Source organism: Pseudomonas sp. CBS, assembly GCF_024734645.1.
In the GTDB taxonomy this organism is placed as follows: domain Bacteria; phylum Pseudomonadota; class Gammaproteobacteria; order Pseudomonadales; family Pseudomonadaceae; genus Aquipseudomonas.
In genome coordinates this window covers 1652690-1664762 of record NZ_CP102929.1, presented here as the reverse complement: position 1 = coordinate 1664762, position 12073 = coordinate 1652690, and the positions used below count along the sequence as shown (strand labels likewise).

At 59.5% G+C, this 12073-nt stretch carries 13 protein-coding genes; 10 read left to right on the top strand and 3 right to left on the bottom strand.

The window, feature by feature from the left end; all coding sequences use genetic code 11:
* Positions 1-321 precede the first annotated feature (321 nt).
* The 5 genes from NVB75_RS07535 to NVB75_RS07515 all read left to right on the top strand — a co-directional run bounded on the left by NVB75_RS07535 (position 322) and on the right by NVB75_RS07515 (position 6354).
* Positions 322-1167 carry a DNA/RNA non-specific endonuclease gene (locus tag NVB75_RS07535; protein ID WP_258346682.1) on the top strand — a complete coding sequence of 282 codons (846 nt, stop codon included), beginning with the start codon at positions 322-324 and terminating at the stop codon, positions 1165-1167.
* A gap of 258 nt (positions 1168-1425) precedes the next feature.
* Complete coding sequence (locus NVB75_RS07530; RefSeq protein WP_010172411.1) at positions 1426-1971, top strand: sigma-70 family RNA polymerase sigma factor; 546 nt, start codon at positions 1426-1428, stop codon at positions 1969-1971.
* Complete coding sequence (locus NVB75_RS07525) at positions 1968-2912, top strand: FecR family protein (RefSeq protein ID WP_258346681.1); 945 nt, start codon at positions 1968-1970, stop codon at positions 2910-2912. Before NVB75_RS07530 ends, NVB75_RS07525 begins: the two co-directional genes overlap by 4 nt.
* An 89-nt stretch (positions 2913-3001) precedes the next feature.
* On the top strand, positions 3002-5491 hold the full coding sequence (locus tag NVB75_RS07520; protein ID WP_258346680.1) for a TonB-dependent siderophore receptor: 2490 nt from the start codon (positions 3002-3004) through the stop codon (positions 5489-5491).
* Between the two features lie 224 nt (positions 5492-5715).
* Positions 5716-6354, top strand: coding sequence for a hypothetical protein (locus NVB75_RS07515; protein ID WP_258346679.1), 639 nt, complete (start codon positions 5716-5718; stop codon positions 6352-6354).
* 62 nt (positions 6355-6416) lie between these two features.
* Here NVB75_RS07515 and NVB75_RS07510 read toward each other — a convergent pair whose 3' ends face one another.
* Positions 6417-6962, bottom strand: coding sequence for a hypothetical protein (locus NVB75_RS07510; RefSeq protein ID WP_076016832.1), 546 nt, complete (start codon positions 6960-6962; stop codon positions 6417-6419).
* Positions 6963-7175: 213 nt separating this feature from the next.
* Here NVB75_RS07510 and NVB75_RS07505 point away from each other — a divergent pair, with 213 nt between their 5' ends.
* A complete protein-coding gene (locus NVB75_RS07505) occupies positions 7176-7505 on the top strand; it encodes a hypothetical protein (RefSeq protein ID WP_258346678.1) in 330 nt (109 codons plus the stop codon).
* Between the two features lie 3 nt (positions 7506-7508).
* Here the strand turns inward: NVB75_RS07505 and NVB75_RS07500 are convergent, their stop codons facing one another.
* Positions 7509-8060 carry a DUF4262 domain-containing protein gene (locus NVB75_RS07500; protein WP_258346677.1) on the bottom strand — a complete coding sequence of 184 codons (552 nt, stop codon included), beginning with the start codon at positions 8058-8060 and terminating at the stop codon, positions 7509-7511.
* A 172-nt stretch (positions 8061-8232) separates the two neighbouring features.
* Between NVB75_RS07500 and NVB75_RS07495 the strand changes: the two genes are divergently transcribed.
* From NVB75_RS07495 to NVB75_RS07480, 4 genes are all read left to right on the top strand, one after another.
* Complete coding sequence (locus NVB75_RS07495) at positions 8233-8928, top strand: fumarylacetoacetate hydrolase family protein (protein WP_258346676.1); 696 nt, start codon at positions 8233-8235, stop codon at positions 8926-8928.
* A gap of 36 nt (positions 8929-8964) precedes the next feature.
* Positions 8965-9864 (top strand): AraC family transcriptional regulator, encoded by a 900-nt coding sequence (locus NVB75_RS07490; RefSeq protein WP_258346675.1) that lies wholly within the window; start codon positions 8965-8967, stop codon positions 9862-9864.
* 91 nt (positions 9865-9955) lie between these two features.
* Positions 9956-10402 carry a GNAT family N-acetyltransferase gene (locus NVB75_RS07485; protein WP_258346674.1) on the top strand — a complete coding sequence of 149 codons (447 nt, stop codon included), beginning with the start codon at positions 9956-9958 and terminating at the stop codon, positions 10400-10402.
* A 4-nt stretch (positions 10403-10406) separates the two neighbouring features.
* Positions 10407-10667, top strand: a complete 261-nt coding sequence (locus NVB75_RS07480) for a hypothetical protein (RefSeq protein ID WP_076016836.1) — start codon at positions 10407-10409, stop codon at positions 10665-10667.
* A gap of 287 nt (positions 10668-10954) precedes the next feature.
* On the opposite strand, the gene NVB75_RS07475 is transcribed toward NVB75_RS07480, so the two are convergent.
* Positions 10955-11899 carry a sensor domain-containing diguanylate cyclase gene (locus NVB75_RS07475; RefSeq protein ID WP_258346673.1) on the bottom strand — a complete coding sequence of 315 codons (945 nt, stop codon included), beginning with the start codon at positions 11897-11899 and terminating at the stop codon, positions 10955-10957.
* Between the last annotated feature and the right edge of the window lie 174 nt (positions 11900-12073).

Genomic DNA, 12073 nt, shown 5'->3' with positions numbered 1-12073 from the left:
GTTCTATTTTACGGGCAGATTTTTTTGATTTTACCGCTGGTTTTTTTGTAACAATTGCGTGTATAAGATAAAGCCTGCTCAACTGAAAGATAACGCTTGAAGAGCAGTTAGTTCCCCGAGCCACCGGCGTGGGGCACTTAAGCGAGTACGCACATGGAATGTCGCCGTACCCGCAAAAAAACAGTTGTCCGGCACTGCACAGTGTTCACCGGGTAACTGCCAGCAATCGACTTGATAGTGTTGTTATTCCATCTGTCGGGATCCATTGCGCCTGTTTTATCCCTTTAAACTTAATTAATCTGTTGTAAATGGAGTTCTACCATGCAAAGGAAAGCACCGTTCAAATACCTGGCATTGTTGTGGGTGCCGCTGATGGCAGGCTGTATCAGCACCCAGCCTTCACGTTCACCGGAGCGCGCCGTCCAGGCGCCGCTCGAACAGGCCGTCACGGTCGATAATTGTTCCCAGGGTTGCCCGTCCGGCGGTGGGCCGCTGACGTTGAATCGCCAGGCCTACACCCTCAATAACAATGCGTCGACCAAGTTCGCCAATTGGGTGGCTTACCGGATCACCAAGTCCACACCGGCCAGCGGGCGCCCGCGAAACTGGCAGACGGATCCGGACATTCCGGCGGGTGAAACCCTTGACCCTGTTGACTATAACGGCGCCAACGTGGCGCTGAAGGTCGACCGTGGGCACCAGGCGAACCTGGCGTCGATGGCGGGTGTTTCCGATTGGCAGACTCTCAATTACCTGTCCAATATCACCCCGCAAAAGTCCGATTTGAACCAGGGCCCGTGGGCACGTCTGGAGGATCAGGAGCGCAACCTGAGCCAGGACGCCGCAGTGGATGAGGTGTACGTGATGACCGGCCCGCTGTATGAGAAATTCATCGGCACCCTGCCGGGGACCAACAAGGTCCACACGATTCCCAGCGGTTACTGGAAGATTGTTTCCGTCGGCAAATCGCCGCAAGACGGACTTTATGCCTCGTTCATCATGAATCAGGAAACCCCCAAGGGTGCGAACTTCTGTGACTATCGTGCGACAGTCGAACAGATTGAACAGCGTTCCGGGCTGACATTCTGGAGTGAGTTGCCCCAAGCGGTACAAACTGCACTTAAGTCTAAGCAAGGGCAACTTCCGCAGAGGATTGGTTGCAAGTAACCGCCGCACACTAGACGTTCGTCATCAATTGTCATGCGTCCATTAAGTTGGCAGGTACGCCAGTGCCTGTCGACTATTGCGCGTTCTAACTAAGTGCGGTGTTAATCCATCAGTTAAAAGGTAGTTGTTATCTACCTGCATCCCGCTCACCCCACATCACCCTTGACCGCTTCGGTCGGTGAGCCCCTTGCTCACCCTCCGTTTTGCTGTCATCGTTCGCGCAATTGGTAATCTTTCTTGTTTGAGAAATTTTTGCGCATGCATGACTTTCCTGTAGCTGAGGGTGATACAGCCCGTCGCCAGCAGACCATCGCCACCCTCTACAGCGACCACCATTCTTGGTTGCACGGTTGGCTGCGCAAGAAACTCGGCTGCTCCCAACATGCCGCCGACCTGGCCCACGACGCCTTTATCCGCATTCTGCTGCTGGCCGAACCCCATACCATCAAGGAACCAAGGGCTTTCCTGGCGACGACGGCCGGGCGCTTGATGATTGACGGCGCGCGTCGGCGGCGGATCGAGAAGGCCTACATGGAAGCCCTGGCGATTCAGAGCGAGGACGCCGGTATGCCGGATCCGGCGGCGATTCATGTGGCACTCCAGGCTCTGGAACGGATCGCCGAAATGCTCACCGGCTTGCCTGCCAAGGCTCGCGAGGCGTTCCTGCTCAGCCGCCTCGACGGGCTGACCTACAGCGAAATCGCCGCACAATTGCAGGTGTCCCCCAGCACCGTGAAGAACTACATCTCCAGCGCGCTGGTGCACTGCTATCACACCCTGCACGGGGCGGACCCGCTGTCGTGAGTGCCGAGCAGATCATCATTGAGGCCGCCCGCTGGCTGACGTTGTTGCACGACGATCACGTGACCGAGGCCGACCGCGCCGCATTCGATGTTTGGTGCCAGGCCGACCCACGGCATGCCGTCGCCATCGAGCGCATGCGCAGCCTGTGGGGCAGCCTCGACGCATTGCCCGCCGCCCCGGCGCGCCTTGCCCTGAACCGCGCGTTTGCCCCGCAAAAACCAAGGTTTGCCGCCCGTGGTACTCAGGCCGTCGCGCTGTTGGGTGTGTTGCTGTGCGGCTGGGCGGGAATGGAGCGGATGCCGGTGTGGATGGCCGACCAGCGCACCAGCATCGGCGAACGGCGTCAGGTGGCACTGACCGACGGCAGCCAGGTGCAGCTCAACAGCAACTCGGCGCTGGACGTGAAGTTCGACGGCCACCAACGGGTGATCGAACTGTTACAGGGCGAGATGTGGGTCGAGGTGGCCAAGGACGCGCAACGGCCGTTCGTGGTGCATACCGACCAGGGCACGGCCACGGCGTTGGGCACGCGGTTCCTGGTGCGCAAGGCCGAGAACGGCTCGACCGTAGTCACCGTGATCGAATCCACCGTGGCCGTCAAAGGCGATAGTGCAGGCGACGTGAAAGTGCCGGCAGGGCAGAAGTCCACACTCAAGGACGGACACGCCAGCGACCCGCAACCCATCGGCAATGCCGACCCGGACGCCTGGACCCGCGGCCTGCTCAAGGTCGACGACCAACCCCTGAGCGAGGTGCTGCAAACCCTCGCCGGTTATCGGCACGGGCTGGTGCGCTTTGATCCGCAGGCGCTGCAAGGGATGCGCGTGTCGGGAGTATTCAAGCTCGACGACACCGGCGCGGCCCTGGCTTCACTGGCAGATAACCTGCCGATCAAGGTCGAGTACTTCACCGATTTGGTGGTGGTGATCAAGCCTCGGTAAAAAGTCTGAATAAAAACTGCTCTCATTCATACCCGATTTTCCGACATGGCCGTCATGACTAATAGAACCCCCATTTCCCAGGACTTCTCATGTCGCGCCTTGCTCGTCCCTTACAGCCACTGGCCCTTTCAGTGGCGATGGCTTTTGCCGCCGTACCCCTGCTGACCGTTCAAGCGTCCTTCGCGGCTGAAAGCGCCGCGTTTTCCATTCCGGCCGGTGACCTGAGCCAGGCCCTCAACAGCCTCGCCGAACAGGCGGGCTTGGTATTGGCCTTTGATTCGAGCCTGACCCGCGGCAAACGCAGCAATGGCCTGAACGGGCAGTACAGCACCGACGCCGCCCTGGCCCAATTGTTGGCCGGCAGCGGCCTGCAAGCCCTGAAGATTGCCGACGACCGCTACCGCCTTGAAGCCATCCCGCAAGCCGACGGCGCCATGGAGTTGCAGGCCACCACCATCAGCGGCGCGTACCAGTCGGAAAGCCCCACCGGCCCGGTGTCTGGCTATGTGGCCACCCGCAGCCTGTCGGGCACCAAGACCGACACCGCGCTGATCGAAACCCCGCAGTCGATCTCCGTGGTCACCAAAGACCAGATGCGCGCGCAGAACGCCGAGAGCCTCAACCAGATCCTGCGCTACAGCGCCGCCGTGATCCCGGAAACCCGAGGTTCCACTGCCTCACGCCTCGACCAGTTGACCATCCGTGGCTTCGCCCCGGCGACCTACCTCGACGGCCTGCGCATGCCTTCGAGCCGGGATGCCTTGCCGCAAAAAGACGCCTTTGACCTGGAGCGCGTCGAAGTGCTGCGCGGGCCGGCGTCGGTGCTGTACGGGCAGGGCACCCCCAGCGGTGTGATCAATATGGTCAGCAAGCGCCCGCTGGACACGCCATTCCATGAAGTCGGCGTCGAGTACGGCACCTTCAACAAGAAGCGCACCACCTTTGACCTGAGCGGCCCGCTGGACGATCAAGGCGTGTATTCCTACCGTGTCGCCGGCCTGTTCGACGATGCCGACGGCCAGATCGACCACACCGAAACCCGTCGCCAATCCCTGTCCACCGCCTTCACCTGGCGCCCGGACGACAACACGTCGCTGACCTTGCTCGGGCATTTCCAGAAGGATCCCAAGGGCGCGTCCTACGGTTCGATGCCGGCCTGGGGCTCGGTGCTGCACAGCCCAACCGGGCGCAAGATCGACGTGGATTTCTACGACGGCGAGAAAAGCTTCGAGAAGAGCGACCGTGAGTATTACTCCATCGGCTACGCCTTCGAGCATCACTTCAACGATGTCTGGACCGTGCGCCAGAACGCGCGCTACCTGCGCAGCGAAGGGCAGTACCGCAGCCTCTACAGCAACTACCTGGAGAGCGATTACCGCACCATCCGGCGCTCGACCACCGCCAGCGACGTGAACATCGACGCCTACGCCCTCGACAACCAGTTGCAGGCCAAATTCGACACCGGCCCGCTGCAGCACACCGTGCTGATGGGCGCCGATTACCAGAACACCAGCACCGACACCAAATCGGGCAGCGGCGTGTACACCGCAGGCCCTACGCTGGATATTTTCGACCCGGTCTACGGCGCGGCCGTGCCGGTACCGGCCTTCACCAGCGACGCCACCTCGCGCAGCGAGCAAACTGGCGTGTACCTGCAAGAGCAGATGAAGTGGGACAAGTGGGTGTTGTTGATGGGCGGGCGTTATGACTGGGCCAGCACCGACAACAGCACCCTGGCCATGACGACTCAGAAGAAGACCAAATCCAGCCAGGACAGCAAAGCCTTCACTGGCCGCCTGGGCCTGGTCTACCTGTTCGATAATGGCTTGGCGCCGTATGTCAGCTATTCGGAATCCTTCCAGCCGCAATCCGGCACGGGCTATGGCGGCTCAACGTTCCAACCGACTGAAGGCAAGCAGACCGAAATCGGCATCAAGTACCAGCCACCGGGCAGCAACAGCTTCATCACCGCCGCTATTTTCGACCTGCGCCAGACCAACGTGCCGACACTGGATCCGGACGCTTCCCACCTGTGCAACGGCTCGCGCTGCCAGATCCAGGACGGTGAAGTGCAATCCCGTGGGTTTGAACTCGAAGGCAAGGCCAGCCTGAACGACAACCTGGATATCACGGCGGCCTACGCCTACCTGGATAACCGCATCAGCAAGTCCAACAACACCGTGCGTTATGCGCCCATCAGTGACATCGGTGTCGGTCCGGCGGTGGCTGCCGAAGGCACTACTACCTACGCCGTACCACGTCATACCGCGTCGGCCTGGGCGGATTACACCCTGCACGACGGCACGCTGAAGGGCTTCGGCGTGGGGGCCGGTGCGCGGTATGTCGGTTCGTCATGGGGCGATACCGCCAACACCTTGAAGGTGCCGGGCTACACCTTGTTCGATGCAGCGGTGCACTACGACATCCCGCACATCAATCGCCAGGGTGACAACCTGCGCCTGGCAGTGAATGCCACCAACCTGGCGAATAAAGAGTACGTCGCGTCCTGCTATTCCTACTCGTGGTGCTGGTATGGCTCACAGCGCACCGTGCAGGCCAGCGCGACCTACCAGTGGTAAACACCCACCTACTGTAGGAGCGAGCTTGCTCGCGAAGAACCTGAGAGCAGCGCGCTAAGCCAGGCACGCTGCGTTATCGTTAACGATTTTCGCGAGCAAGCTCGCTCCTACAGTGATCGTCGTTATTTTTAGGAGGATGGCCTTTTAACATTGCGGCCCACTCTTTATCATCCGCCCCCAGCAACTCCGGCCATGGAGACGCTCCATTCACTAAGGAAGTCGTAATGCACATTGGAAAAATGCTGGGGTTGGCCCTGATCATGTTGTCGATGGGCGGCTGCGCCAGCTTCACGAAGGACGAAGTCGCACCTGTCACGCTGCCATCGAAGGCCAGCTACGCCAACAAACCGAACGTCTACGTAGACTTCAAGTTCTACCAGGGCGAGCCGACAAACGCCGCCGCTACGGAATTTCCACAAGCGCGGGACATGCTCAAGCCACAGCTGCAGAAAGTCCTGACCGACTCCGGTCTGTTTGGCCGTGTGACCCTGGATGAGTTCCAGAAACAGCCCGGCGATTACAGCCTGCGCCTGAAGGTCTACAACCATCCACCGGGTGGCGGCCAACTGGCACTGGCGTTTATCAGCGGCTTTACCTTCACCATCATCCCGGCGCTGGGGACTGATCAGTACACCATGAAGCTGGAGTCGGTGGACCCGCAAGGCCAGGCGCTGAGCACCGGCACCAACCACGACTCGATCAATACCTGGATGGGCATCTGGTTTATCCCGTTGATGGCCAACACGCCGAAAGAGGCGGTGACCGATACCTTCACCCGTCAGGTCAATGCCCTGCTCAAGCAAATGGTCGACGGCAATAACCTGAAGTATTCGGCACTGGATGCCGGCGTGCCACGGGCGTGACACGTAACTGAAGGTTTGAAACAGCTGCGAGGGCAGGGTGACCCGCCCTCGCAGCCTGGGCCTTACTTAAGCGCCTTGATGAACAGCGGGTCGCTGTACAACGACTTGAGCAAATCCCGCACCATCGGGTTGTAGGCGTTGGCGGCATTCGGGATCGCAATGAACCCGAAGAACGAACTGGACCAGGTGTGATTCACTTCCTTGGTCGCGTCGTACACCACGTCATTGCCCTTGAGCAGCGTAAACCGCGCGGCCAGCGTGCCGTTGCCGGAGCCCATACCTGCCGACAGCGAATTCTTCACCACCAACACTTGCAGATGTCGTTCTGCTTGCGGGTTCAGCAGGCCTGCCAATTGCAGTTCCTGGGTGATTGCAGCCTGGATATGCGCCGGGATGCTGCCACTGGGCGAGCGGATCGGGTTGGCACGTACGGACAACGAGCCTTCGCCCGATGCGGCCGTCACCTGGGCATTGCTGACGGGTTGCAGCGGCGCTGCTTGCTTGAGGACCTGGACGTTATCGAAGTTCGGCTCGTATTGCGTCATGGTGACGCCGCAACCTTGCAACAGCAGCGCGAGCAATGGGGTCAACAGTAGAAGCTTTTTCACGGCGTTTCCTTGCGTGAGTGTGGGAGAGCGCGGGGATTATCGTCAGACGCTGGCCTATCGGCAACAAATAGTGGCAAAAGGCCTTAAGGCATGCGTGGCTTCTTGGCTCCGTTACCTGCCGGAAAAATCATCGAGAAGGCAATTTGCTGGCCCCTTTGTAACAAAATTCTCGCCAAAATCACTTTTATTTTCAGGTGGTTAGGCGGGATGCAAATGCGCAATATTGGAATCATGCTGATCGCCTGCTCCCTGGCGGGTGGGGCGGTTTCGGTTGAGGCACGGGAGTTGCGGGACAACGACAAGTACATGTGCAGTTGGGGTGCTGGCACCGCCGCCCGGGCCCAGGAATTGAAGCTGTCGGGCGTCTCGTTGTACGCCGCGCGGCAGAAGCTGAAGACCTACCAGTTCAAGAAACCCTGGATGCACATGATGGCCATGGGCATCACCGAGCAGACCTACGACAGCCGCTCGCGGGTCAAGCCCGAGGTGATTCGCCAGAGTTTTTATCAGGACTGTTTGCGCTACAAGCTGGCGCGTAAATAACCCCTATTTATTCAGCAGCAATTGGAGCCTTGAGAACGACTGATCGTAGTTGGGCTCCCACGGAAAGCGCCCTTGTTTGTCCGGCCAGACCATTTGCAACGCAGGGAAATCAGCTTTGATCGAGGCGTAGAACCAGCCGGCATAACCGAGGTACTCGCGGTAATGCCTGCGGTCTACAGGAATGAAGGCGATGCGCATGCCTTCGGCAATATCGTCATAGGGCTTGTAGGTTTCATAGGCGGTTTTTGCACCGGCAAAGCGGATCGCGGCGATGTTCAGCAACTGCTGGGCAACCTGCGGGGGCAGCCCGAATACGATGATTTCCGGTTGGCCGAAGTTGGCGTAGAACCCCAGGGAGTAGGCGAACGACGGCTCACCGTCTTCGGCCCGCACATGCACATGGTGCCAGCCGATCTTCTTGATATCCGCCAACACCTTCTCGTCATATTCCGAATCTGCCTTGGGCAACTGGAATCCCGGAAGCGGGGCCTTGGCTGAAGTGTTCATCGAGAACAATGAGGCGGCGAAGAGGGCGACGGCGCGAATGATGTTCATCAGAGTCCTTTCTGCGGGATCAGTGGTTGAAAGCGCGATGAGGCTAGCAGTGTTGGGTTCGCTCGGCAAAGTGACCGATGCACCGCCCAGTACAAAATCTGCGTAAGCCTGTCCAACTTCGCCCCGGAGCCAGTCCGCATACTGGCCCCAGGTAACCGAAGAGGCACATGCCATGACCCGCTACGTCATCACTCCCAACGAAATCCCCTCCCTCGCCATCCACGGCGACGACGCTCGCTTCCCGCTGCGCCGGGTGTTCTGTGTCGGGCGCAACTACAGCGAACATGCCCGCGAAATGGGCCACGACCCCGACCGCGAGCCGCCGTTCTTTTTCATGAAACCGGCGGATGCCGTGGTGCCTGCCGAGGGCGTTATCGCCTATCCACCATTGACCGCCGACCTGCACCATGAAGTCGAGTTGGTGGTGGCCATCGGCAAGGGCGGCGTGGACATCGCCCCGGAAGACGCGTTTGCGCATATCTGGGGTTACGGTTTGGGCATCGACCTGACCCGCCGCGACCTCCAGGCCCAGGCGAAAAAGCTGTCGCGGCCTTGGGAATGGGCCAAGGCCTTCGATGAATCGGCACCCTGCACTGCGTTGCAGCCGGTGAGCGCCGTTGGCCATCCGGGCAGCGGGCGTATCTGGCTCAAGGTCAATGGCGAGCAACGCCAAGTGGGCGACCTGGCTGACCAGATCTGGTCAGTCAGCGAGGTGATCAGCCATGCGTCCAAATCCGTGGCGCTGAAAGCCGGCGACCTGATTTTCACCGGCACCCCGGCGGGCGTTGGCGCCTTGCAACCGGGCGATGTGGTGACCGCCGGGATCGACGGCCTGGCCGAGCTGAGCTTCACCCTCAGCCAGGGTTGACGCTACAGTGGTGCCCAGGCTCTCCGGGAAATACGTATGCCAGGCACCCGCATCACCACCTATGGCATGGAACAACGCAGCGACCGCTCCGACTTCTACATCCGCGACAAGCGGGGCAGGGCGGCGCTGACCAGTCCCCATCGCCACGAATATTTCCAGATCCAGATCAACCTGGGCGGCGACACCGTGCAGCACATCGGCGGCGCGGTGCGCCCGTTCCCGAAAAAGGCCCTGGCCTTTATCCTGCCCCATCGCCTGCATGTGATTCCCCATCCCGAAGACGGCGACTTCATGCTGATCAATTTCAGCCAGGGCTTTTTCCTGCCGCAACTGACCTGCGACCCGCTGGACCTCGAAGACATTCCCATCAGCCAGGCCCCGGAACTGTCGCCGTTCCGCTTCCAGGAACAGCTGGATTTCATTCTTGAAGACGCGGCATTCGACGAAGTCAAAACCTGGCTGGAACACATGCGCACTCTGGACGCCCACCGCAGCTTCGGCGCACGGGAGCGGCTCAAGGGTTACCTGTTCCAACTGATCGGGTTGGTGTGCCAACAGTACGCCGAACCGCTCCAGGCATTCGCCGCCAACAACGCCACCCGGCGTGGTCGCAAGGACGCACTGGCCCGTGTGCAAGCCTACATTCGTGAGCATTTGCACGAGCCATCGCTGAACCTGACCGATGCCGCGGCGGCTGCGTTCCTGTCGCCCAATTACCTGACCCACCTGCTGCGCAAGGAAACCGGTAAACCCTTCTCCCAACTGGTGCTCGACCGGCGCATGCAACTGGCGCGCACGCTGCTGCTCAACAGCCCGCAGATGATCGGCGCGATTGCGCACCGTTGCGGGTTTACCGACGAGGCGTATTTTTCCCGGTGTTTCCGCAAGGCCCACGGGCTGGCGCCGGGGCAGTTCAGGCGGCGTGAGCAGGATTGACGCGCAAACCGGGTGCGTGTTTTACAAATCCACCACAATCGATGTGTTTCAATTTACATACAATTGAGCGTCTCATTGGGAGGCGGTGCACATGGCTACGGTTTTACGGTTGGCAACCCCGGACGATATCAATGCGATTTTCGACATTCGCACCGCTGTGGTGCAGAACCACCTGAGCCGCGAACAGATGGCTGAGCTGGGCATTACCCCGCAGGTGGTCGCCGAGAGCATGCGTGAAGCGCCCTGTGTGTGGCTTGCCGAAATGGACGGCACGCCTGTGGCGTTTTCAATGGTGGATGTGGCCGAAGGCGAGGTGTTCGCGCTGTTTGTGATGCCCTCCCACGAGAACCTCGGGTTGGGTCGCCAATTGATGGCGGTGGCCGAGGCGGCGCTGTTCGAACGCCACGACACGCTGTTCCTGATCACCGATGGGCGGGATCACATCAGGGCTAATGGCTTTTACCAGCGGCTTGGCTGGTCGATGGTCGACACGGCCGAAGGCGACGACGTTCGCTATCAGAAACACAAGGTGCAATGAGTGTATGAGTCATCCGGAACCCCCTCAATCCCACGCCTTCCGCTATTTTTTCATCGGGATTGTGTGCTTGGCGGTGATGTTGGGGACCTATTTCGTTCGGCTCAATGCCCAGGTTGACCGACAGCGGGAAGAAGCGGCGGAGCGCCTGGCGTTATGCCGTCAGGCGGCCAGCGTTTCGCGCCCTACGCCCCAGGACGACCTTGTGCTGGTGGATCCCTGCAAACACTTGATGGAACATTACTTGAAAAAGCCCACGCATTTTTAATCAATAACCTTATTTTTATCGCGGAATTAAACCGAGCAAGTGTGTTTAATTCATATCGTCTTTGCACCAAAAAGTGGCACTTTCAATAATCGGATCCATTAAAAATGTGTGGTTATTGAATGACTTAGCGCTGTTTTAATCCGACGAAAGGTTGAAAATTATCTTGTTACAAGTTTTGCCGCTGGGTAATATAGCCGGGCGTTCACCTCCCACGGTTTATGCATTTTTAAATCCCAAGTTTCCATCAGCTACTTGGGATTTTTTTTGCCCGCGATTTGAGCGTTGTATCAATCCTCTACGTCGGCAAACTCTGCGCGCATCCGCCCATTGCGCTTGGCCTGGTACAGCAATTTGTCGACAGCTTCGACAAAAGCCAACGCTGCGCTGCCCGGCTTTACCGTGCAAGTGCCTACGCCCAGGCTCAACGTCAGCAAGTTCGACACCGCCGAGTGCCCGTGCTCAATCTGCTGCTGGCGGATCAGGTGCAGGCAGCGTTCGGCCACGCGCCGGGCGGACTCGGCATCGGTTTCCGGCAGCAACCACACAAACTCCTCGCCGCCGAAGCGCGCAATGAAGTCCCGTGGCCGATTGGCCGCCCGGGAGAGCGTGCTCGCCACTTGTTTAAGGCATTCATCACCCTTGATATGCCCGTAGAGGTCGTTGTACTGCTTGAAATAGTCGATATCCAGCAGGATCAACGACAGCGGCAATTGGCTGCGTTGGGCACTGGCCCATTCCCGTGCCAGCACGGTGTCGAACATGCGCCGGTTGGCGATGCCGGTCAGGCCGTCCTGGAACGAATATTCCTCCAGCTGTTTTTGCAGGCGGATCAGGTGTTCTTCGGTCTTCTTGCGCTCGCTGATATCGAACATGAAGCCGATCAGCGCCTGCACTTCGCCGTCCTTGCGCTCCACGTGCACCACGTCGCGTATCCACACGTACTCACCGCTGGCAGTCAGCGCGCGGTAATCGGCTTCATGATCGACCCCGGCGCGGGACTGGGAGACGCAGAAGTTGACCACGTATTCGCGGTCATCCGGGTGCATGCGTTCCACCCAGTCGTCCACGGTGGCCCAGCTCTTCGGGGTCCAGCCCAGCAGCGCCTCGATTTGCGGGCCGATGTAGCTGAAGGTCATGGTTGCCCAGTCGATACGCCAGGGGATGGCATTGGTGGATTCGAGCAACGTCTTGTACACGGCACTGTCGGGTTCGATCAGAGGTTCGATGCTCATGGAGGAGGCTCTTGAGGGCGGTAAAAAAACCATAGCATCTGGCCATCATCGCCAGGAATCAAGCGCTTCGCGCAGCATCGGATGAGAGGTGTCGGTGTGGTTTTTCTGGCGTCAGCCGGCCAGCGATTTCAGGCAAATTGAGCACCAAGTATCACTTTTGACTGAATTCCCCGG